The organism is Croceibacterium aestuarii, assembly GCF_030657335.1.
Classification (GTDB): domain Bacteria; phylum Pseudomonadota; class Alphaproteobacteria; order Sphingomonadales; family Sphingomonadaceae; genus Croceibacterium_B; species Croceibacterium_B aestuarii.
This window is the reverse complement of sequence record NZ_CP131039.1, coordinates 3235890-3257628: the sequence shown is the minus strand read 5'-3', so window position 1 is coordinate 3257628 and position 21739 is coordinate 3235890. Positions and strand designations below refer to the sequence as shown.

Here is a 21739-nt window from a genome sequence, read left to right as displayed (position 1 = left end):
GGAATCGCCTTTTCGTTGACAAAATCCGAAAATTTGGACGCGAGTGGGGGAAAGTTCAGCTTTCCTCGGCGGACCGGGTTGGCGGAGCCAGTTCGCGCGGCATTTCGCCGGCCTGGCTGAACACCGTCGAGCCGGTCATCGGGCCAGCGGCCTTCAGCGTTACCGTGACATTGTCCGTGGAGCGATTCTGCCAGTACCAGCCGTGGATACCGCTGAACTGCGCAGTGTAGACGCCGCTCTGCGAGGGCGCCTTCTCGATCGCGTAGCTCTCGGTCAGGTCGACGCCGCCGTCGAACGGATGGCTGTGCATGTCGAAATCGACCGGCCCGGTGGCGGTCCATTCGAAGCGCATCTTGTCGCCCTGCTTGAGGTCGTACTTGAATTCGCCCGATTCGAACGGCCCCAGCTCGAGCGTGTAGACATCGTCGGGTTGCGCGATCGGGCCGTCGAGCGGGGCGAGCACGCCGACCCGCTTCTTGCCGCGCTCGAGGTAGATGTTCTCCGGCGTTTCCGACAGGACGTTGAGACCGAGCGCCTTGCCGAGCCCGGTCGGATCCTTGCCGTATTCGGCGGGCAGGACGAAGACGACGACGACTGCCGCGGCAACGAGGACGGCGGCCGCGGCTCCTACAATGGCTTTGCGGTTTGAAGATGTGGTCGTGGCGGTCATGAGGCTATCCATTCTGCCAGTTGATATCCAACAAGCGCAACACCCACCGCGACCAGCAACCAGTTGGCCAGGCGGGCGCCGTGATCGAAACTGGGCGACGTGCGCCACAGGTTGAGCGCGAAGACGACTACGGTAAGGACCAGGACTTGCCCGACCTCGACCCCGATATTGAAACCAATCAGGTTGGTCAGCAGCCCGTTCTCGGAGATCGCCAGGTCCTGGAGCTTGGTCGCGAGCCCCAGACCGTGGAACAGGCCGAATATCAGGACCACCCAGCGCGGGTCGAACGACCAGCCGATCTTGCGGAAGGCGCCGAGGTTCTCGGCTGCCTTGTAGATCACCGAAAGACCGATGATCGCGTCGATCAGGAACGGGTTGCCACCGGTCTTGAGCAGCACGCCGCCCATCAGGGTCAGCGAATGGCCGATGGTGAACATCGAGACGTAGACCACCACGTCCTTCAAGCGGCGGAGATAGAACACCACGCCGACGAGGAAGGCGACATGGTCGTACCCGGTGACCATGTGTTTGGCCCCGAGGTAGAGGAAAGGGATGAACGCCGGTCCGTCGATTCCCGCCACCGCCTTGCGGTCGGATTCGGAAACGTCGTGCGCCAGTGCCGCGTCGGCGAGCAGGACGATGGCGGCAATCAGCAGCAGCGGCTTGAGCCGCTCGAAGGGGGACCTATGAAGCGATGGAGGCATCGTTCGCGGCTTCCGGCTGCTCGGCGGGATAGGCTTCGTGGCAGCCCGAGCAGACCGAATAGAGCGTGCCGCCGACCTCGAAGACCTTTTCCGGATCCTTCGCCTTGGCGGCTTCCTCGGCCTTGCCGGAGATTTCGATCAGGCCGTCGGCGAAGTCGTTCCAACCCGGTCCGCGCGCGTCGCTGTAGCCGGGCTGCTTCAGCTCCTTGCCGATCTCGCCGAGCCTGACCGCGGCCAGCCGTACGTCTTCCCACTCGGCATCGGTCTGCGGGGTAATTTCGTGGTCGCCGGATTCGTCGCTGATGAACTGCACCGCGTTCCAGTAGACTTCCGCCGTCGGCTGGACGTCCTGCGCCATGTAGTCCTTGATCGGCTTGGCCGGCTCGCTGCTATTGCACGCAGCGAGGGCGCTCGAAAATACGAACAAAGTCAAAGTGCGACGGATCATAACAAGATTCCCTCCCCACGGGGCCCGCGTGAACGCCGGACCTCCCATACGTTCAAGCGCGCTTCATGCCCCGAGGGTTACATCGTGATTGACTTCAAGGGCAAGTGCAAGCAATGGCACTGGTAGAAATGGACAAAATCAACAAGTGGAGATTGCAAGGGTGAAGCGGGTGAATTCGAAGAGGGACATTTTCGTCGCCGTGCTGGCGGCGGCGGCCGGTCTTGCGGCGGGTAGCGGGCTTCTGGCCGCCAGTGCCCACGCGGCCGAAACCGAACACTCTGCACACGTCGACAAGGATGCGGCGCGTGATCTGTTCAACACCTATTCGTGCAGCGCTTGCCACTCCCTGAGCGACGCCGAGGCGGCGGGTTCGGTCGGGCCGTCGCTCGACAATCCTTCGCTCACGCGGAATTACATCATCGGCCGGGTCACCAACGGCCAGGGCGCGATGCCCAGCTTTGGCGGTCAGTTGTCCGAAGACGAGATTGCCATGCTGGCCGACTACATCGTCGAAGTGAACCACGAAGATCACGCCGAGTAAGGCGCCGAGACAGGTCTTGAAGGGAGGGGGCGGTCGCTTGGCCGCCCCTTCTCGTTTTGGCCGCTAGTTGCCCGAAGCTTGCCGCACCGTGCGGCTTCTAGGGCCGACCTGCGCGTAATAGTTGGTCACCCCGTCGGGATCGTTGAGCCAGACGGTAACGAGGTCGAAGCCGGTCAACTTGTTGAGCGGCGTCTCCACGGCGATCCCGCGCGCCTTGGCCTTGGCGTCGGCCATCGGCGAATCGATCACGACGTACTGGATCCCCGCGCTTCCGTTGTCGTGCCGCGTGGTGTCGGGCGCTTGGTAGAGGTAGAGCGTCGTTTCGCCGTTGCGGTAGGGGTAGAGCGTCAGGCCGGTCGTCCGGTCTGTCACTGCCGGCAGCTCGTCGAGGCCGACGAACTCGCGATAGAACTTGCGGCTCTCGGCGAGGTCGGACGCGGCAATTCCGACGCCCACACCGTCGTTCGAGCCGTCCTTCGCCCCCGGCTTAATGACGATCTCGATCGGGAAGCCGCCCGGATCGTTCACTATTGCCGCTTGAGTGCCGTCGGGGCGATTTTCGAACGACGGCGCGGGGAAACCCGCCTCGGTGAAGCGCTTCGTCAGGAGGGTCTTGTCGGGATAGGTCAGGCGAAAATAGCGGATGCCGGTGCCGCCCTTGATGCCACCGCTCATGTCGTAGAGCCGATCGCCCTGCTGCCCGGCGCTGAGCTTGATCTGCGCCTTGCCGACGCCGGTCAGGATCATCTGCTGGGTGGCGGTGAGCTGGATCGGGCTGAGCGACTTGAGCGCCAGCGCCTGGGTGTAGAACTTGACCATCTCCCCCGTCTTGTCGCGCGGATAGCGGCGGAACACATTCATCGCATCCATCGCCATCAGGTCGCGGGTCGAGCTCATCAGCTGTTCGTGCGTCAGCTCGCCCGGCTTGTAGGCGAGCGTGCTGCCGTCCTGCATTTTCGCCCCTTCCGGAGTGGTGATGGTCTTGCCGCCACTGCCCCCGCCCGCGTCCGGCAGCGCGAAGGTCACGAGCGATTCCATGTTCGCGGGCTTGCCGTTGTCGCGCCGCGCCGATGGGGCGAGGCTCGAGCCCGAAGCGAGGATTGCGACGTATTGCCGCCCGTCCTTGCCGCGATAGCTGATCGGGATCGACAGCGCCGGGTAGTCGAGTTGCTTCTCCCAAAGAATTTTGCCGGTCTTCGCATCGAAGGCTCGAAAGTAGCGGTCGCCCGTCGCGCCGATGAACACGAGGCCTCCGGCAGTCGCGGTGGGCCCGCCCGAGCCATTGTTGCTGCCGGTATCCTGCTTGTCCTTGGGCAGGTCCTCGCTGATGCCGAGGCGGCTGGCCCAGAGGATGTCGCCGGTGTTGGCATCGACCGCTAGCAGCCGGCCCCACGGCGGCTTGAAGCAGGGCAGGGTCACCTTGTGCCCATCGGCCGCAGTGAAGCTGGCCATGAACCCGGAGTACGCGCCGGGCCCGATAAGGCTGCCGCGATCGTAGAGCTGGGTCGAGGTCGTGGTTCCGCGGCCGTAGTCGCCCTTCGGATCGCGCTTCTCGATCCAGCCGATCGAGCCTCCCTCGCTGGTGTTGACGAAGACTACGCCCGAGCGCGGATCGGCCGCGCTGCCGCCCCAGACCGAGCCGCCGTTGTGCGGCATGTTGATCGAGGCCAGCGGCTTGTCGGTGCCTTTGATATTCTGCTTCATGAAGAACGGCGTGAAGCTGCCGGCGTTGTAGAAGTTGCCGCCATAGCTATCGAGCAGGGCGTGGCACGCCGCGACGTGCTCGGGATTGGTGTCCTCCGCAGTGACGATGTCGCTCTTGTCCCAGAAGCCGCGGTTGAGCTGCGCGGGCTTTACCGGCACCGGCTGGGTGGGCGAATACCATTCTCCCGGCACGTCGGCCGCTGCGGCCGGACGCTCGGTCACCCCGAACACCGGTTTGCCCGTCTCGCGGTCGAGGATGTACATGAAGCCCGGCTTGCCGGTTTCGGCCAGCGCGTGGATCGTCTTGCCGTCCTTCTCGATGTCGACCAGCACCGGCGGGGCGGGGAGATCCCAGTCCCACAGGTCGTGGTGGATGGTCTGGAAGTGCCATTTGTACTTGCCGGTCTTGGCATCGACGGCGACGATCGAGTTGCCGAACAGGTTCGCGCCGGGCCGGTCGCCGCCGTAGTAGTTCGGCGAAGGTCCGCCGATGGTCATGTAGATCGTGTCGGTCGCCGGATCGGCGGTGGTGTACCAGACCCACATGTTGGTGCCCGAGCGGCCCTTCCAGCCGTCGTCGAGCCAGGTCTCGTGGCCGACTTCGCCGGGCTGTGGGACGGTGTGGAACTGCCACAGCTTCTTGCCAGTGCGCGCATCGTAGGCGCGGCTGTCCCCCGAGGGACCGATCGAATCCTCCTGCGTCTGCGCACCGATCACCATGACGTTGCCGTAGATCGAAGGCGGATAGGCATAGGGCGTACCGTCGATTTCGGAGGAGCCGTTCTGGCCATAACTGGTATCGAGTTCGCCGCTGGCGGGGTCGAGCGCGACGAGCTTGCTGCCGGTCGAATAGAAGATGCGCGGACCGATGGCGCCCTCGCCGGGCCAGTAGCTGACCGCGCGGCGCACCAGGCCGTCGGTGACCTTGTGCCGCCAGAGCTCCTTGCCGCTCACGCCGTCGAGCGCGACCACGGCGTTGCCGAGAGGCAGATAGACGATCCCGTCAACCACGATCGGCACCGTTCCGCCGAGCAGCCCCGCGCCGCCTTCGGGACGCAGCCGGAACGACCAGGCCTGATCGAGCTGGCCGACGTTCTTCGTGTCGATCTGGTCGAGAGGCGAGAAGCGGGTGCCCTCCAGGTCGCGGGCGTAGCGCGGCCAGTCGCCGTCCGACGCCACGTTGTAGGGTTCTTCCGCTCCCGCGGAAAAGGGCAGGATCGCGGCAGCGGCAAGCAAGGCGGCCAGGCGTTTCGACATCGATTTCTCCCCTTGAGGCGCCGACCGGCACCACGCGGACCATGTCCACGCTCTCTCCTCGCAAGGGCTACAGGCTGACTCACGGGGGCGCAACTAGATTGCTTGCTAACTATTCTCGCCGGGACAGTGGCGCCGTTGTGCCTGCGGTGGCGCGTGACGCGCTGCGTGTTTAGGCCCGTCAGGCACCGGCGCGGAGGTCGCGCGTTTCAGGGGCAGACGTGAGCAGAGCAACCCCACCCGATGAGGCGACGCGCTTCACCGAGCGCCGGCGCGGTCCGCGCTGGGGTACGCTCCTGCTCATCGGCCTCGCCCACGTCCTGGTCTTCTTCGGATTGGCGCGCGCCTTCGCTCCGGACTTTACCGCCGCGGTCATCAAGCAGGCGACCTCGATGGTCACGGTCACGGTCTACACCCCGCCTCCTGCCGAGCCCAGTCCCGACCCCACGCCCTCGCCCGACGAGGGGGCATCGGGCGAAAAAGCCAAAAAGGCCAAGGCGAAGGAAGTCGCCGTCCCGCCTCGGCCGAAGCCGATCAAGACCGATGCGCCCAAAGCCGCTTCGACCGGGGACGCCAACCAGTCCGGCGCCAGCGACCAGGGAGCGGGCACCGGGGCCGGCGGGCCTGGCGAGGGCACCGGCAGCGGCAGGGGCGGGCAGGGCGCAGGCGGAGTGCCTGTGACCAAGCCGGTCAAGATCGCCGGCGACATCAACGATGCCCGAGATTTTCCGGTTCCTCCCGGCGGCCGCCAGGCGCGCCGCGGGACCGAGGTGATCGTCTACATGACCGTCGGCGTGGACGGGCGCGCGTCCGACTGCCGGGTCACCAAGCCCAGCCCGGACCCAGAGGCGGATCGCATCGTCTGCCAGCTCGCCGTCCAGCGCTTCCGGTTCAAGCCGGCAAGGGACGCCAACGGCGATCCGGTGCCGGCATCCTATGGCTGGCGCCAGCGCTGGTTCTGAGGCTAGGAGGCAGCGAACCGGCGCGTGAATGCGCCTGCGAAGGAAAACGGAATGAGCAGAATCGTCCCGGTCGTCCTGTGCGGCGGCAGCGGAACCCGGCTGTGGCCGCGCAGCCGCAAGACCAAGCCCAAGCCCTTCCTGCCGCTGGTCGGCGACGAGACGATGTTCGAAGCGACGCTGAGCCGCTGCAACGATCCGCAGCGGTTCGCGTCGCCGGTCATCGTCACCGGGACCGCGCACATCGAGCATGTCGAGGCACAGGCGAAGGATGCCGGCGCTAGCGTGATCGTCGAGCCGCAGGCCAAGAATACTGCGGCCGCCATTGCGCTGGCGGCGCACCGGCTCGCCCCCGATGCCATCATGTTGGTCTGCCCGAGCGACCACCACATCGCCGACGTCCCCGCGTTCCGTGCCGCTGCCGCGGCGGCGGCGAAGTTGGCAGCAGACGACTGGCTGGTCGCCTTCGGCATCGTCCCTACCGCGCCCGAGACGGGATACGGATATCTCAAGCAGGGCGAGCCGCTCGGCGAGGGGCGCCGCATCGAGCGCTTCGTCGAGAAGCCCGATCTCCAGCGCGCGCAGCAGTTTCTGACCAGCGGCGAGTACAGCTGGAACGGCGGAATTTTCGCCTTCCGCGCCGGCTTCTTCCTCGAAGAACTGGCGAAGCATCGGCCCGCGCTGGCCGAAGCGGTGGCCGCTGCGGTGGCCGGGGGAGAAGAGGATGGCGCCCGCTTCCATCCCGACGCTGCCGCCTTCGCGGCAATCGAGGGCGAATCGGTCGACTATGCGGTCATGGAAGAGACCGATCGCGCGGCCATGGTGCCGGCCGCGATGGGCTGGTCGGATATCGGTAGCTGGGCGGCGCTGCGCGATGCGGCCGGCGCCGACGGGGCCGGAAACTCGGTGCGCGGCAATGCCGAACTGGTCGATTGCTCCGGGGTGTTCGTCGATACCGACGGTCCCCGTGTCTCGGCGATCGGCCTTTCCGACATCGCCATCGTCGTCGACGGCGACGAGGTGCTGGTCACGACGATGGACGGCGCGCAGAAAGTCGGCAAACTCGGCGGCGCAACCAACCAGTAGCAGCGAGCCGGAGCCCAGACATGATCGCCCAGACAATACAGCTCGCACTCGCCCCGGTGTTCATGCTGGTGGCGATCGGCAACATCATGAACATCCTGTCGACCCGCTTGGGGCGGATAGTCGACCGCTCCCGGGTCCTGCAGGGACGTCACGTCGAGACAGAAGGCATGGAGCACGACGAAGTGGTGCGCGAAATCCGCCTGATCGACCGCCGCATTTCGCTGATCGGCAAGGCCATTCGGCTGCTCGTGGGTGCCGGTCTGTGCGTCGGGCTGGTCGTCACCCTGCTGTTCGTCGAGGAGTTCGCGACCCTCAACATGCAGTTCGTCGTCGGCGGCGTGTTCCTGCTTGCTATCGGCCTGATCATGTGGGCGCTGATGCTGTTCCTGCGCGAGACTCGCGAGGCGACCGAGGCGCTGCGGATTCCCGAGACCTACCTCGAGCTCGAGCGCAAGCTCTAGCCCGGCGGAAGGTCCGGACAGGGTTACTCAAGTTACAGGAGTAACCCTGGAGCGATCGGATAGAAAGTCCGCGATTTCAGTATCTTGGACCAGAACGGGTCACACATTCGCTGGGTTACTCATGGGCGGGCCGGAAGAAATTCTGCTCCGGCCGCACGCGCTTCGCGCTCGCGCGGGGAGCGGACGGAGAGACTGGAGCGTGACATCGGCAGACACCTCGAGATGATTGCGATAAGATCGAATCGCCCGCTTGCCGTTCGTGCGAGCGGAGGAAGAACGATTCAGCCTGACAGCACCGACTCTAGGCAGATCGCCGCGGTGTAGGAAAGGTCTTTCCGCGTCCTGCGCGGAAGAGCCGTTTCGCCTAGCCGTTCGGGCCGGCGATCATCTTCTGGCCCGACTGCTCGATCGCACCTCTGACCATCGGTTCCATGAACCCGAGCGCCGGTGGCAGGTCGATGACGAAGACGACCTGGCCGTCTTCGATCTGTACCTCGCCGCGGACCTGTTGGCCGAGCGCACCGATGGTCATTTCCATGGTGTCTTCGTTCCGCCAGTTGGTGTGGACCTCCGCGACCCCGCCGGGAACGTGGTCGGCAATCTTGTGGCTGTTGTCGCGCAGCCGCTGTCGGACCGTAGAGCGGTCGAGATGGTGCGGAATGGCGACTTGCATCAGGAATTCTCCGAAACGGGTTGCTCGCTCTCGCCGTAGCGATAGTCGAGGTAGCGGGTGCGGATGGCGAGGTCGTCGAGCGAGCCCTCGGCCAGTTGCCGCGTGACGTGGTCGATCTCGTGACTGATCTTGCCGAGGCTTTCCACGAGCTGCTCGTCGGGCGACGAACCGGCACGCTTTTCGTTCCGCAAGCTGGCCGGGATGCGGCGATAGGCATCGACCATCTCGGGCAGGTGCTCGCCGACCAGCTTGCGCGTTTCCTGCGCCGCCGGGTGGGCCTGGTCGATGGTCTCGAGCTGCAGCCCGAGGGCGTCGAGCTGGGTACCGATCTGGTCGACCAGGGTGATGGCCGGCGGGGGCAGGGCGGGCCGCTGGTTCTCCAGCCACAGCTCGGTGCGTGCAACCATCTGCCGGACGTCGCCCTTGTTGAGGTCGGCGCGCTGCGGAACCTTCAGGCGCGGGAACTTGCCGAAGATGAACCCGGCGGCGAGCAGCGCCATGACGGTCAGAACGATGCCGGTGAAGCCAATGCCGTCGATGACGATTCCGGCAATCACCGCGAAGGCGAAAATGCCCGCGGCGGCATAGGCGATGTTGCGCAGCTTCTTGAGCTGGAAGTCGCGCCGCATTCGCCGGCTGCCTTCACCGATCGGCTGTAGGCGGCGGCCGCCGGCGCGCTGGTGGGCCAGCGAGCGGCTCGCCGCGGTCATGATTTCCTGTGCGTTTCCGGTGCTGTCGGCCATGCTTGCGCCTTAGCCCTCCAGCGACAGCAGCGAGGACTGGTTGGTCAGCTGCGAGGCCTGGGCCTGGCCTTCGGCGCGGGCGATATAGCCCTTCGACTTCTCGACTTCCTTGCCCAGCGTCTCGACCGTCTGCTTCATGCTTTCGAGCGCGCGCACCTTGAAGGTGTCGACCTCGTCCATCGTGTCGTAGATGTTCTGGAAGGCGCGCTGCAGCGTCTCGATCGGGATCGTGCTGCTGGCCGCCTGCTCGTGAATCTTGCCGGTCTGGTCGCGCAGCATCGCACTCGTCGAATCGATGATCCCGGCCGTCGTCTGGTTGAGCTGGGTGATCTGGCCGAGCACCAGCCGCTGGTTGGTCATGGCCTCGGCCACGGTCACCGCGGTGCGCAGCGCGCCCACCGTGGTGGTGCTGGCCCGGTCGACGCCCTTGACCAGTTCGACGTTGTTCTTCTTGACCAGGTCGAGCGCCAGGTAGCCCTGCACGCTGACCGCCATCTGGGTGTAAAGGTCCTGCGTGCGCTGGCGCACGTAGAACAGCGCGCTCTCGCGGATCGCCTTGGCTTTGGCCGGGTCGGTCGCGTCGAGCTCGGCGGCCTTCTCCTCGAGCCGCTCGTCGAGCGTCTTGGAGATGTACACCATCTGCTCGAGGTTGCCCATCGCCTCCCACAGCTTCTGCCGCTCGACGTCGATCGCGGCGTTGTCCATCAGCAGCTCGTCCTTGCCGCTCGACAAGTGGCCGAGGATCGACTGGATGTGCGTCTGCGCGCTCTGGTACTTGCGGAAATAGCTGGTCAGGCGGTTGCCCATCGGGATGATGCCGAGGAACTTCTTGCTGCCGCTCTTGGCGCCGTTCTTGCCGGGATCGAGATCCTCGACCACCTTGCGCAATTCCGACAGGTTGGCGCCGACGCCCGAATCCTTGTCCATCGCCTTGATCGGCCGATCGAGGAAGCGGTTCGACATCCCCGCGGCCGCAGCGATTTCTTTGCGGCCCATGTTGGTGATCTGGTCGACCTTCTTGCCGAAGTCGGGCGAATTGGCATCGAGCGCCACGAGTTCGCTGACGAACCCGTCGACCTTTTCTTCGAGTTTGGATTTCTTCTCGGCATCGACCGGGACCAGGCCGGCCGCCTTTTCGGGCGCGACCATCGGCACCGGATCGGGCGGTGTCAGGTTCAGCGCGGCTTCGGTCTTGGTAGCGGTCGCGGTCGGTGCGGTTTCGGCCATGGCGCTCGTCAATCTCCCTCGAGTCCTGAACTGTATTAGGTGCGCAAGACACGTGTTTCAAGTAAAGGCAGTATGGCGGCTGGCCGCGCTGCGACAAAGCGCTTTTGCATGCGCCGTCCAGCAGGTATCGCAGGTTCATGGCAGACGGGGGAAAAACGCTGGCAGCGGCTACAACTCTAGCGCCACCCGGCGAGGTGCCTCCGGTGCAGGTGCACGGCGAGCATTCCTTCCGACATGTGATCGAAAGCTGGCGCGGCTGGTGGCGCCGCGCTGTCGTCAGCACGGTCGACCAGGCGGAGGTGATCGCCGGGCGGCGCGAGGAATGCGAGCTTTCGGCGCGTTACCTGCTGATGCTGGCGATGAGCGCGGGAATCGCGGTTCTCGGCCTGCTGTTGTCCTCTCCGGCGGTGGTCATCGGCGCCATGCTGTTGTCGCCGCTGATGGGCCCGATCATGGGACTCGGCTTCGCGTTGGCGACGGGCGACTTCCGGTGGATCAAGCAGTCCAGCAAGTCGCTCGCGATCGGCACGGGTATCTCGGTCCTGTTCTGCGCGCTGATCGTCCTGCTTTCGCCGTTGCAGACCGTCACTCCGGAAATTGCTTCGCGCACGCAGCCGAACCTCTTCGACCTGTTCGTCGCGCTGTTCTCCGCCGTTGCCGGGGCTTACGCGATGATTCGCGGACGCGAGGGCACCATCGTCGGCGTGGCCATCGCCACGGCCCTGATGCCGCCGCTCGCCGTCGTCGGATTCGGCCTCGCGACGCTCAACGGCACGGTGTTCTGGGGCGCGCTGCTGCTGTTCTTCACCAACCTGATGACCATTGCCTTCACCGCGGCGATCATGGCGCGGCTCTATGGCTTCGACACGATGTTGTCGGAGAAGCAGACCAACCTGCAGACCGCGCTGATCTTCACCGTGTTCGTCGCCCTGGCGATTCCGCTCGGTCTCTCGCTGGTCAATCTCGCCAAGGACGCCGCCGACACGCGGCAGATCAACGGCGCTGTGCTTTCGCCGTTCAGCAACAAAGCACTGATTTCGAAGCTCGACGTCGATCTTCATGGCGAGCCACCGAAGATTTCGGCCGTCGTCCTGACGCCCGAAGTGCGGCCCGACGCGCTCGCCGAAGTGCAGGCGCGCGTCGACCGAATCATCGGCACGAAAGTCAACCTAACGCTGACGCAGGTCCCCGTCGGCAACAGCGCCCAGGCGGCGGAGCTGGCCCAGCTCGCCCGGGCCAACGAGCAGGAAGCGGCGGATCTGGCCCACGCCGAGCAACTGGCCGTTCGCCTGGCGCTGGTTGCGGGAGTGTCGAGCGACAGCGTGGTGGTCGACCGCGAACGCAAGATCGCAGCGGTGACCGCGCGGCCGCTCGATGGAGCCAGTCTCGAGGCCTATCGCGAACTGGAAAATCGAGTCGGGGCGAACGAACCGGGTTGGACCATCCGCCTGCGTCCGCCTGCCAGGCCTTTGCCCGACATCAGCTACGATGGCGACACGCTGACCGAAGACGGCGCGCGGGCCTTGGCGCTGGTCGGCTGGGCGGGCCGGCGAGTCGAAGTGCCGATCATCCTGGGCGGCCCCGAAGCGCAGGTCGCGATGGTCGCCGCAGCGCTGAAAAAGCAGGGGGTTGCGGTGCGCGAGCAGCCGGATGGAGAAGAGGGGCCGGTGACCGCCGCCTGGGCCGCGCCCGACCAGTAGGAGCCCTGCAGATGCGACCCGAAATCCTCGTCCTCGCGCTCGCCGCCGTGCTTCTCTTGCTGCACATCCAAGTCGCGATCCGCGTCAAGACCAAGCAATACGGGACCGACTGGAACATGGGCCCGCGCGACGCCGAAATGCCCGAGCCCGGCCCCGTGGTGGGGCGGCTCGAACGCGCGCGCGACAACTTTCTCGAGACCCTGCCAATCGCCATCATCGCGCTTTTCGGCGTGGTGATTACCGGCAAGGCCGGCACAACCACGGCGATCGCCGGGTGGATCTGGCTCGGCGCGCGAGCGGTCTACCTGCCGCTCTACTGGACCGGCGTGCCCAAGGTTCGCACGCTGGTATGGGGCATCGGCCTCGCGGCGATACTTACCGTGCTTGGCGTGCTGTTTTTCGGCTGACGACTCAGGCGGCGAGCTTGAAGGGCTCGATCTCGCCCGACAGGTAGAGTTTCTTGGCCTTGGCGCGGCTCAGCTTGCCCGAACTGGTGCGCGGCAGGGTGCGCGGCGGGACCAGTTCGACCACGCAGTTCATGCCGGTGATCGAGCGAACCTTCTCGCGGATGTCGTCGTGCAGCTTGCGGCGCTCGTCCGGGTCGGACACGCGGCAGTGGACCAGCACCGCGGGAACTTCCTCGCCGTTCTCGGTCTCGACGCTGAACGCGGCGATGTCGCCCTGGTGGAAGCCGGGCAGCTGCTCGACCGCCCATTCGATATCCTGCGGCCAGTGATTCTTGCCGTTGATGATGATCATGTCCTTCGCCCGGCCGACGATGAACAGGTAGCCATCGGCCATGTAGCCCATGTCGCCGGTGTCGAGCCAGCCGTCGACCAGACAGGCGTCGGTCGCCTCCTCGTCGCGGTAATAGGAGTGCATCACGCTCGGGCCCTTGCACCAGATTTTGCCGATCTGGTGATCGCCGCGCGGATTGCCGTCTTCGCCGCGGATCTCGACGGCCATGTCGAGCACCGGCTTGCCGCAGTTGACGATCGCCCGGTAGCGCGCGGGGCGGCTGAGGTCGCGCGGGGAGCCGCTCAGGCGTTCTTCCTCGACCAGTTCGACGCGAATTCCTTCGCCCGGCGGCATTAGGGTGACGGCGAGCGTGGCCTCGGCCAGGCCGTAGCTCGGGCAGAAAGCGTTGGCCTTGAACCCGGCGTCGGCGAAGGCGTTGACGAAATTCTGCATGACGTCGGGGCGGATCATGTCGGCCCCGTTGCCGGCGAGCCGCCAGCGCGAAAGGTCGAAGCGGTCCTCGACGTGGCTCTGGCTGGAGATGCGGCGGGCGCAGATGTCGTAGCCGAAGGTCGGCGAATAGGACAGCGTGGTGCCCTCGTTGCGGCTGATCAGGTCGAGCCAGGCGAGCGGACGGCGGGCGAAGTCCTCGGTGCGCAGGTAGTCGGTCGACATCTGGTTGGCGATCGGCGACAGCAGGCAGCCGACCAGGCCCATGTCGTGGTACCACGGCAGCCACGAGACGCAGCGGTCGTCCATGACCAGCTGCATGCCCACGCCGTGCCCGCGCAAGTTGTTGAGCAGCGAGCGGTGGGTTACCGCCACGCCGTGCGGGAAACGGGTCGAGCCGGAGGAATACTGCAGATAGCAGATATCGTCGGGCCGGGGAGTCGGCAGGTCGGCGGCGACCAGCGGCAGCACCGCAAAGTCTTCGTAGCTCATCCCGGCGCAACCCTGCCGCTCGGCCGCGGCGGCGGCCATGCTGGCAAGTTCCGAGGGATAGAGCAGCATCGTCGGGTCCGAACTCGCCAGTTGCACCGCGAGCTGGTCGATATAGCTTTCCTTGCCGCCGAAGCTGGTCGGCAGCGGCAGCGGCACGGGCCAGGCCCCGGCGTATACCGCGCCGCAGAACATGGCGGCGAATTCGGTCCCGGTCTGCGCGACGAGGGCAATCCGTTCGCCCGGCTCGACCCCTTTGGCGATAAGCCGCCGGGCCATCGCCAGCGCATCCTCGCGCAGCTCGGCGAAAGGATAGACGCGGGTCAGCTTGCCCCGCGGATCGTGGAAGTTGAGACCTCGCGAACCTTGCGCGGCATAGTCCAGGGCATCGCCGAAGGTGGCGAAATCGGAAAAGCGGCGCGGTAGCGCGCAGCGGTTCGGCGTCGGCTTCAGAGCGGCGTCGTTATCCATCGTATCTCGCGATTTACCCGTCGTTGTTTTTTCCTTGGCCGGCGCATGACGCGGCGGCGGGTGAATAGGAGATGAGCGAGCTTCTTTGGCCCCTCCCCCGGGACAGCCTTTCCCCTTTGAGCCGGACTGTGGCACGAATAAGGCCGATGGCCGATCATAACGCTCCTGCCCGCAGACGCAAAAAACCTGCAAAGCCCCTCGACGCGGGGCGTTTCGAGGAGCTGGCGCTCGCCTACGTCGCAAGATTTTCGACCAGCGCCGCAAAATTCGAGCGCTATCTTGTCCGGAAATTGCGCGAGCGGGGATGGGCAGGGGACACCGATCCCCCGGTCCGCGAGACCGTCGAACGCTACGTCGAACTCGGTTACATCGATGACGAAGCCTATGCGCGGATGAAATCGGGGAGTCTTTTGCGGCGTGGCTACGGCGAGCGCAGGGTGCGCCAGGCGCTCGGCGAGGCGGGGATCGCCGAGGACTTGCGCGAGCGCGCCATGCCGGGCGAGCGGGCGGGGCGCGAGGCGGCCATGGCCTACGCCCGCCGCCGCCGTTTCGGCCCGTTCGGAGCCGAGCCGCTTGAGGCCGACCGGCGCGAGAAACAGATCGCCGCAATGGTGCGCGCCGGGCATGGCTTTGATGCGGCCCGCGCGCTAATCGATGCCGGGTCGGTGGCCGCTGCCGAACAGTGGCTTGCCGAGGCGATCGACGATGAGGAAGGCTGACCTGACCATGCACCGCACCGCTATCCTGCTTGTTTCGGCCCTGGGGCTTTCGCTGGCGAGTTGCTCGTCGCAGGCGTCGCCTCCGACCCAGGCAGTCGAGACGACCGGCGTGCACCCCGTCTCCGGCCTCGAAGTCATTCCCTTAACGGTTACGCAGAACGGCAAGACCCACGCTTTTCGCGTCGAAGTGGCCAAGACCAGCGAGAACCAGGCCCGCGGCCTGATGTTCCGCACCGAGCTGGGGCCGAATGAAGGCATGCTTTTCCCCACCGAGGGGCCGCCCCAGGCGCGCAGCTTCTGGATGCACAACACGGTCATCTCGCTCGACCTGCTGTTCATCGGCCCGGACCACCTGGTCAGCAATATCGCCGCCGATGCCGTACCCTATTCGGAAACGCCGATTCCATCCGCCGGACCGGCGATCGCGGTGCTGGAGATTCCCGGCGGGCGGGCAAAAGAACTGGGCATCATGCCCGGTGCGCGGGTGACGTGGTGAGGTCGCGCTTGCCAGCGCCCGCAGTCAGCCGCTAACGGCGAGCACATGAGCTTCCTCGGCAAGATCTTCACCTGGTGGAACGGCGCCACGTTCGGCACGATGCTGTGGTCGGCGCGCAACGGCGAACACGTCGGCACCGACGCCCAGGGCAACAAATATTACCGCTCGAAAGACGACTCGGCCGGAAAGGCCTGGGCACAGCGGGCCCACGGAGGCGAACGCCGCTGGGTGATCTACAACGGCGCCAACGACGCGAGCCGGGTGCCGCCGGAGTGGCACGGCTGGCTGCACCAATCCTACGACGAGCTGCCCGAAAGTCACCTGCAGCCGGCCAAGATCTGGGAAGTGGACTATACCCCGAACGCGACCGGCACGCCGGGCGCCTATCGTCCTGCCGGCGCGCTCGAACGCGGGGGCAGGCGCGCGGCAGCGACCGGAGACTACGAAGCCTGGACCCCGGACGCCTGATCATGCGGGCGCTTGCGCTCCTGCCGTCGGTGCTGGTGCTGGCGGCGTGCTCGGGCAAGGCGCCCGCGCCCGAGGCGGTCGAAACCGAAGTTCCCGCCGAGTTGGCGCAATCGAGCGCCCCAACGTTTGCCGGGCAGGATTCGATCGGTACGCCGATGGCCGAGCGGGTCGCCACGCTGGGGCTGCTCAACAAGCGCAACAACATCTCGCAGGACCTGGTGATGAAACCGGGCGAATCGCGCCGCGTCGGCAACGTCGTGGTGCGCCTTTCGGCCTGCGAGAAGACGGCGCCGTGGGAATCCGACCCCGAGGAAGGCGCCTTCGTCCAGGTCCTGGTGCGCGAGCGCAGCGATGTCCGTTCCGACTTCGCCTGGCACAAAGTCTTCTCCGGCTGGCTGTTCAAGAACGCGCCGGCGGTCAACGTCGTCGAACACCCGGTTTACGACGTGTGGATCAAGTCTTGCGCAATGCGCTTTCCGGGCGAGGATGCGCCGGCTCCGTCGTCGTCCTCGAACAGCAGCGCGAAACCTTCGGGAAGCGAAAGCGCGCCCTCGCCCGCGCCGAGCCCCTCTTCGAGCCCCGACTCTCCGACCGCCTGAGACCAGCTCGAGCGCGGGCCCTGGGCGGTGCCGAGAAGCGAGAGGTAGCGCGCCTGCGAGACTTCGACCGCGCCCATCGTTTCGAGGTGCTCGGTCATGAACTGGCAGTCGAGCAGGCGCATCCCTGCTTTACGCATCGCCGCCACCAGCCAGGCCAGTGCAACCTTCGAGGCGTTGGACTGCCGGCTGAACATCGATTCGCCGCAGAACACCCCTTCGAAGCCCACGCCGTAAAGCCCGCCCACCAGGTCGTCGCCAGCCCAGACCTCGATCGAGTGAGCGTAGCCGGCGTCGTGCAACGCGCAGTAGCTCGCCTCGATGCGGCGGCTGATCCAGGTCTCGGGGTGCTCGGGGCGCGGCTCGGCACAGGCGGCAATGACGCTGCCGAAGGCCTGGTTGCAGGTTACTCCGAAACGGTCCTGGCGGAGCAACTTGGCAAGCGTGCGCGAGCAATGAAACCTCTCGAGCGGCAGGATCGCGCGATTGCGCGGCTCGACGTAGAAGATTTCGGGATCCTCGCGGCCGTCCGCCATGGGGAAAATCCCGCTGCGATAAGCCAGCAGCAGTGTTTCTGGCGGGATGGTCGGCGGAGCGGGCGCGTGCATCGACAGCAATCCTAGCACAGCGCCGCGGCAACCGCCTTGCCAATTTGCATTCGCCGTCTTAGAGGCGCGGCTCCCTGCAGGGGTGTAGCTCAGCTGGTAGAGCATCGGTCTCCAAAACCGAGGGCCACGGGTTCGAATCCTGTCACCCCTGCCATTTTTTCGATTGGCCCAAGCACCTGAAAAGCTTCAGGTTTCCCTGCGATTCAAAACCGCGTGGCACCCTGCCGTGGCACCCTGTCGCGGTCTCGATGCGGGCACCATGAATCGAGGCGATTCGCAGTGCAATAGCCTTGGCCGCTAAATTCGGCTTCTAAAAAGGTCTGCCACAACTTCCGTTTCGCTAATCTTCGGCTTTGCGCAGTCGGGAGGCAAGGGCTGTCGCTGTTACATCTTGCGCCCGGTTTCGCGCGTAGTTGTCGGAGAGTGAAAAAGGTGGGTTTTGCGCCCCGATCCCGGACATTAGCAAAAACACTCGCCGCGATCGCAAGCGGTCATAGCCGACAGACTCAAGTGATGTCCGCTTTCAGGCTGTTCCGAGCGGCTCCTGAATGGCGAAGATGGGAGGAAGGCGGACTTCGTGGCCATACCCCGTCACGCCCCTTGGCAATGAAGTCCGCGCTTGGAAACCATGATTCTAACCTGGCGTTCTCTGGCTGAATGATTCCGTGGGACGTTCTCCAAAGAGAGCAGAAAATCGTTCCCGTCATTGTCGCGAACAGTTGCGTCCGCGCCATTGCGCAGAAGGAGAAAGACCATATCGTAGTCGTTGACCAGAGCAGCGCGGAGGAGTGGCGTTTTGCCTTCGTCGTCCCTGACTTCGGTGTTTCCTCCACAATCCAGGATGGTGCGGACGGACTCACCATCACCATCGATTACCGCGTCGAACAGGATGTTCGGATAATGCCGATAAATGGCGCTATTTGGATCGATGGACTCAAAGCGAGTATTGATATCGAATTGCGAGCAAGCGAGAATTTTAAAAACTTCGTTGTTCCGTCTCGCGCGGCGGATTGGATAGCTATTGATCTTGTCGACCCGCACGAAGGGGTCGGCCCCATTTCGTATCAATCTTTTGACGGTTTCTCGTTTCACAGATCGGTCTGACACCGCGTGATACAGGGGTCAACCCATCGCTCGCAGGTGAATTGATTGCGCCAACAGTTTCCAAATCCAGCACGACTGGAACATCGTTACGTTCAATCAACGAAACAAGTCGATCAGCGGGCGTCTGCTCCAATTTGCAACCACTAAGCCGGATCAAAAGAGCAGCCGAGAGCAAAAACTTACAATGGAGCACTGAATTCGTCTCCGGTTCGGTAGCCTATTCCAAATCTAGAGGGGTTCCGTTCTCCGCCCTTTCCGGCCCCAATGCATTTGGATGTAGCGTTGCGCGAAATGTCTCATTCGTATGTTGTCTTACGCATTGCAGATAATCTTCATTCTGTTTCGCCGGATTCTCGCTCCTCCAAATTTGCGAGCCAGCCGAAGGAACGATAATCACCAGCGGTGATGGTCTGATAATCGCAAAGCCGCCTGCATCGCAGTATTTTGTTGCTGCTTCGAGGAGGGAGGCGTCGCCAGTGCCGTTCATGTTCGGAGCCTCGCTAACCGCCTCGTCTGAAGGCTCGATCAGCATCACCTCATCATTGAGAGATGATGAAACGGCATATTGGAATGCGTCCGGTCGTTCCATCCATCCGTCCGGGAAAGTGGCTTCCTCCCCGTGATACAGACAAGCGGAGAGACCGAAGGGGATGACGACCGAAATGGCCCGGAATGCTAAGTTCATAATGACTTCCTAAATCCCTCCCCTGTCAAGCTAGATACTCACATTTGATTGTGTTTGCTGCTTCGAATGACTGCAATTGGTAGCTTAGGGGCTGGCCCGCTTTTGGCATCCGCCACACGCGACGGCGAGGTCAAGAATTGGGGTCCAAGGCGGACATTCGGCAACCGGATCGCGAGAGTGCACGCGGCCCATCAGCGAACCAGGGTTTAAGTGATTTTTACAGGAATTGGCTATTCCTCGCACAAAGGAGCCAGCCATGTTTCTGCGATCAATTCTCTGTGCGACTGCAATTTGGGGCGCTGCAACGGCGGCGACGGCCGAGGAGACGAGTGAGGCGCGCATCGCCGATGAAATCACCCAGCTCAGTAGCGGGACTTGCTTCGGCATCATCTCGGGCGAGATCGCCATGCCGGCGCTCTCAGCGAAAAACTCGCTCGATGAGTCGATTGAAAAGGTCGAGAGCTGGGGCTTGAGCTACGGGTTCAGTAAAGAGATCGCCGGGAAACCTGGAGCTCCTGGACTGGCGCTAGTGTCTCGATCCACGATGGGATCGAAATCGCTTCTCGATACAGATATCGTTTTCGCAGTTGGCGGGAGCCAGCCAGGATGCCATGTCATACTGCTATCCGAGCCTTCTCTGTCGGTCACGGACTCGATAGCGCGACGCCTGGTGGAGGATGGCTGGAGGTACATCAAAGAGATGACCGCAAGGCGAGGCGCGCTAGAACGGCGTGCCTTTATACGGCGTGACAGTGAAGGGCAGGACTACCTTATGAATCTGATGACTGTCCTGTCCCCTGTTCGAGGGACTAAGATGCGGCTGTTCACGACAACGGCGAAAATTCCGCCGCAGGTGAGGATACCCGAAGGATATTGAACCTTCGTTCGAATGTCCGCATTGGGTCGTTAGCGGCTGACCCGGTTTCGGATCAGGAAGTGACAAAGCAGCCGGTCTGATAGTGGCAGGTTCTCTTACCGGCGTGAGTGTCTGATTTTGCGCTGGATTGCAGTCGTCGCATTTCCCGACAGAGCGACATGTCATCCCTGCCATTTCTTCAATGCGGCCTTCAGGCGCTGGCGGTCCTCGCGCCGCGCAGTCGCCTCATCCCCCGACAAATGTCGCGCGGCGTTCCTAACTTGGATTCGCTGCGCTATTCCCTGCGCATGGGGGGAAATGCATTCGACCTGTTGCGCGATGCGGATTGGCTGAACGGCCAGCGCGTTCGCGTCTACGCGGCGATGATCGGTCTTGTTTCGTTGGCGCTACTCGGCGTTTCGTGGTGGCAGGCGCAGGGCGGCGAGGGGAGCGATTTCCTCGCTTTCTGGGGCGCGGGAAAGGCGGTGCTCGCCGGTCAGCCCAGCGCGGCCTATGACCTGCACTGGCAGGAACAGGTGCAGACTTCGACCGGCTCGGCCGGATGGTTCGCCTTCGTCAATCCGCCGCCGTTCCTGTTTCTGGTCTGGCCGTTCGCCCTGCTGCGATATCCGCTGGCCTGGATCGCGTGGGTCGCGCTCACTTATGCCGTCTGGGCGCGGGTTTCGGCCAGCGCCTTCCCGCGACTGTGGCTGCTCGCGCTGGTCTTCCCCGGCGCGTTGATTGCCGCGGGCCATGCGCAGAACGGGTTCGTTACGGGCGCGCTTCTGGTCGGCGGGGTCGCGCTGCTCGACCGCCGCCCTGTGCTGGCCGGAATGCTGTTTGGCGCGCTCGTGATCAAGCCGCATCTCGCGCTGCTGGTGCCGTTTTGGCTGGCTGCCGGCGGCCGCTGGCGCGCCTTCGTGGCCGCCGGGGCCAGTGCGATCGGGCTGTTGCTCGCCGCCTGGGCCACGCTCGGGAGCGCGACGATGCTGGCTTACACCGAAAGCTGGGCAGCCAGCGCGGCGATCATGCGTACCGCGGATGCCGACTTCCTGTTGCGCATGGCGACCGCCTATTCGCAGGTGCGCCTGCTTGCGGGTGGGAGCGCAGCCTTGGTGGTGGCCGGTGCCTTGGCCGCGGCGACGATCGCCCTGGTCGCGCTTTCATGGCGGCGGATGGGCCCGGACGGCATGGCGAGCGGGGCTTTCATGCTGGCTGCCACCGCGGTCGCCTCGCCTTACCTGTTCAATTACGATCTGCCGTTTCTCGTTCTGCCGTTGTTCTGGCTCGTGTGCCAAGGGCTGCGCGACGGCTTCCGGCCGTGGGAGAAACTGTTGCTCGTCGCCTTGTGGTTTGCACCATACGCGACGCGGGCGGCGGCGCTGCCGCTGGGTCTCAACCTCATGCCGCTCGCGGCGCTGCTGCTCGCCTGGCTGGTCTGGACGCGGGGCAACACGCCGGCGCCAACCCTTGCCCGCGGGGAACCGGCGGGTGCCGGACCGGTTTTGCGCAGAGACGGGTCATCTGGTTCAAGGAGACCGAAAATGTCGAGTTACACCTTCCGGTCAAGCCGTCCGGACAGCTGGATACAGCCGCGGCCCCACCAGGACGCCTCGCTGCGACTGATGAAGTATGGCCGCATTCAGCCGATGGAGGAGCCGGGCTTCCTGGCCCGGTTGTTGGGCCGCTGCTGACGACAGACCAAAGTCCGGAAATTTCCACCGGATGCGGCGGCGGGAGCGATCCCGCCGCCGCTTTGCGTCACCGCCCCGGCGCAGCCCTTGCCTTGATGCGGGTGCATCGCTATCTGCACACCCGACTTCCGACATCGGAACCGTATCGCCCCTCCCGGTCAGCATGGACCGGGGCGGCGCGGAGCCCATGGCGGG

General features: G+C 64.6%; 22 protein-coding genes, 1 tRNA gene and 1 pseudogene. 13 read left to right on the top strand and 11 right to left on the bottom strand.

From position 1 onward, the window contains the following. Positions 1-55: 55 nt before the first annotated feature. Genes Q7I88_RS16090 through Q7I88_RS16080 form a run of 3 tightly spaced genes read right to left on the bottom strand, consistent with a single transcriptional unit; the run spans position 56 to position 1822 of the window. Positions 56-670, bottom strand: coding sequence for a hypothetical protein (locus Q7I88_RS16090; protein WP_305096920.1), 615 nt, complete (start codon positions 668-670; stop codon positions 56-58). After that, complete coding sequence (locus Q7I88_RS16085; protein ID WP_305096919.1) at positions 667-1374, bottom strand: HupE/UreJ family protein; 708 nt, start codon at positions 1372-1374, stop codon at positions 667-669. Before Q7I88_RS16085 ends, Q7I88_RS16090 begins: the two co-directional genes overlap by 4 nt. Further along, positions 1355-1822: a hypothetical protein gene (locus Q7I88_RS16080; RefSeq protein ID WP_305096918.1), complete on the bottom strand. Its 468-nt coding sequence runs from the start codon at positions 1820-1822 to the stop codon at positions 1355-1357. The genes Q7I88_RS16085 and Q7I88_RS16080 overlap by 20 nt, the downstream gene beginning before the upstream one ends. A 169-nt stretch (positions 1823-1991) precedes the next feature. Here Q7I88_RS16080 and Q7I88_RS16075 point away from each other — a divergent pair, with 169 nt between their 5' ends. After that, positions 1992-2363 carry a c-type cytochrome gene (locus tag Q7I88_RS16075; protein ID WP_305096917.1) on the top strand — a complete coding sequence of 124 codons (372 nt, stop codon included), beginning with the start codon at positions 1992-1994 and terminating at the stop codon, positions 2361-2363. A 63-nt stretch (positions 2364-2426) separates the two neighbouring features. Here Q7I88_RS16075 and Q7I88_RS16070 read toward each other — a convergent pair whose 3' ends face one another. Further along, positions 2427-5324, bottom strand: coding sequence for an outer membrane protein assembly factor BamB family protein (locus Q7I88_RS16070; RefSeq protein ID WP_305096916.1), 2898 nt, complete (start codon positions 5322-5324; stop codon positions 2427-2429). A 218-nt stretch (positions 5325-5542) separates the two neighbouring features. On the opposite strand from Q7I88_RS16070, the gene Q7I88_RS16065 reads away from it, so the two are divergent. The 3 genes from Q7I88_RS16065 to Q7I88_RS16055 are packed head-to-tail and all read left to right on the top strand — an operon-like array spanning position 5543 to position 7827. Further along, positions 5543-6283: a TonB family protein gene (locus Q7I88_RS16065; RefSeq protein WP_305096915.1), complete on the top strand. Its 741-nt coding sequence runs from the start codon at positions 5543-5545 to the stop codon at positions 6281-6283. A 51-nt stretch (positions 6284-6334) separates the two neighbouring features. Beyond that, positions 6335-7366 carry a mannose-1-phosphate guanylyltransferase gene (locus Q7I88_RS16060; protein ID WP_305096914.1) on the top strand — a complete coding sequence of 344 codons (1032 nt, stop codon included), beginning with the start codon at positions 6335-6337 and terminating at the stop codon, positions 7364-7366. Between the two features lie 20 nt (positions 7367-7386). Continuing rightward, positions 7387-7827 carry a DUF2721 domain-containing protein gene (locus Q7I88_RS16055; protein WP_305096913.1) on the top strand — a complete coding sequence of 147 codons (441 nt, stop codon included), beginning with the start codon at positions 7387-7389 and terminating at the stop codon, positions 7825-7827. A 364-nt stretch (positions 7828-8191) separates the two neighbouring features. On the opposite strand, the gene Q7I88_RS16050 is transcribed toward Q7I88_RS16055, so the two are convergent. Genes Q7I88_RS16050 through Q7I88_RS16040 form a run of 3 tightly spaced genes read right to left on the bottom strand, consistent with a single transcriptional unit; the run spans position 8192 to position 10470 of the window. Next, on the bottom strand, positions 8192-8500 hold the full coding sequence (locus Q7I88_RS16050; protein ID WP_305096912.1) for a polyhydroxyalkanoic acid system family protein: 309 nt from the start codon (positions 8498-8500) through the stop codon (positions 8192-8194). Beyond that, positions 8500-9243, bottom strand: a complete 744-nt coding sequence (locus Q7I88_RS16045) for a hypothetical protein (RefSeq protein WP_305096911.1) — start codon at positions 9241-9243, stop codon at positions 8500-8502. Before Q7I88_RS16045 ends, Q7I88_RS16050 begins: the two co-directional genes overlap by 1 nt. Positions 9244-9252: 9 nt before the next feature. Next, entirely contained in the window at positions 9253-10470 is a 1218-nt protein-coding gene (locus tag Q7I88_RS16040) for a toxic anion resistance protein (protein WP_305096910.1), read from the bottom strand. Positions 10471-10607: 137 nt separating this feature from the next. On the opposite strand from Q7I88_RS16040, the gene Q7I88_RS16035 reads away from it, so the two are divergent. After that, complete coding sequence (locus Q7I88_RS16035; RefSeq protein WP_305096909.1) at positions 10608-12170, top strand: DUF389 domain-containing protein; 1563 nt, start codon at positions 10608-10610, stop codon at positions 12168-12170. Between the two features lie 11 nt (positions 12171-12181). Beyond that, complete coding sequence (locus tag Q7I88_RS16030; protein ID WP_305096908.1) at positions 12182-12577, top strand: MAPEG family protein; 396 nt, start codon at positions 12182-12184, stop codon at positions 12575-12577. Positions 12578-12581: 4 nt separating this feature from the next. On the opposite strand, the gene Q7I88_RS16025 is transcribed toward Q7I88_RS16030, so the two are convergent. Continuing rightward, positions 12582-14318 (bottom strand): fatty acyl-AMP ligase, encoded by a 1737-nt coding sequence (locus tag Q7I88_RS16025; RefSeq protein ID WP_305096907.1) that lies wholly within the window; start codon positions 14316-14318, stop codon positions 12582-12584. A 290-nt stretch (positions 14319-14608) separates the two neighbouring features. Here Q7I88_RS16025 and Q7I88_RS16020 point away from each other — a divergent pair, with 290 nt between their 5' ends. The 4 genes from Q7I88_RS16020 to Q7I88_RS16005 are packed head-to-tail and all read left to right on the top strand — an operon-like array spanning position 14609 to position 16600. Beyond that, positions 14609-15037 (top strand): RecX family transcriptional regulator, encoded by a 429-nt coding sequence (locus Q7I88_RS16020; RefSeq protein WP_369426075.1) that lies wholly within the window; start codon positions 14609-14611, stop codon positions 15035-15037. After that, on the top strand, positions 15024-15533 hold the full coding sequence (locus tag Q7I88_RS16015) for a DUF192 domain-containing protein (protein WP_305096905.1): 510 nt from the start codon (positions 15024-15026) through the stop codon (positions 15531-15533). The genes Q7I88_RS16020 and Q7I88_RS16015 overlap by 14 nt, the downstream gene beginning before the upstream one ends. Positions 15534-15578: 45 nt before the next feature. Next, complete coding sequence (locus tag Q7I88_RS16010) at positions 15579-16001, top strand: NADH:ubiquinone oxidoreductase subunit NDUFA12 (protein ID WP_305096904.1); 423 nt, start codon at positions 15579-15581, stop codon at positions 15999-16001. A 2-nt stretch (positions 16002-16003) separates the two neighbouring features. Continuing rightward, positions 16004-16600 (top strand): DUF2155 domain-containing protein, encoded by a 597-nt coding sequence (locus Q7I88_RS16005; protein WP_305096903.1) that lies wholly within the window; start codon positions 16004-16006, stop codon positions 16598-16600. Between the two features lie 17 nt (positions 16601-16617). On the opposite strand, the pseudogene aat reads toward Q7I88_RS16005, so the two are convergent. Next, a pseudogene (aat, locus tag Q7I88_RS16000) lies at positions 16618-17205 on the bottom strand (leucyl/phenylalanyl-tRNA--protein transferase); the annotation flags it as partial. Between the two features lie 78 nt (positions 17206-17283). Between aat and Q7I88_RS15995 the strand changes: the two are divergent. Next, positions 17284-17359 (top strand) — tRNA-Trp (locus tag Q7I88_RS15995). A 437-nt stretch (positions 17360-17796) separates the two neighbouring features. On the opposite strand, the gene Q7I88_RS16550 is transcribed toward Q7I88_RS15995, so the two are convergent. Next, positions 17797-18246: an ankyrin repeat domain-containing protein gene (locus Q7I88_RS16550; protein ID WP_369426074.1), complete on the bottom strand. Its 450-nt coding sequence runs from the start codon at positions 18244-18246 to the stop codon at positions 17797-17799. A gap of 280 nt (positions 18247-18526) precedes the next feature. Further along, positions 18527-18994 carry a hypothetical protein gene (locus Q7I88_RS15985; protein ID WP_305096901.1) on the bottom strand — a complete coding sequence of 156 codons (468 nt, stop codon included), beginning with the start codon at positions 18992-18994 and terminating at the stop codon, positions 18527-18529. Between the two features lie 256 nt (positions 18995-19250). Between Q7I88_RS15985 and Q7I88_RS15980 the strand changes: the two genes are divergently transcribed. After that, on the top strand, positions 19251-19871 hold the full coding sequence (locus tag Q7I88_RS15980) for a hypothetical protein (protein WP_305096900.1): 621 nt from the start codon (positions 19251-19253) through the stop codon (positions 19869-19871). A gap of 287 nt (positions 19872-20158) precedes the next feature. Then, a complete protein-coding gene (locus Q7I88_RS15975) occupies positions 20159-21544 on the top strand; it encodes a glycosyltransferase family 87 protein (RefSeq protein ID WP_305096899.1) in 1386 nt (461 codons plus the stop codon). Positions 21545-21739: the final 195 nt, after the last annotated feature.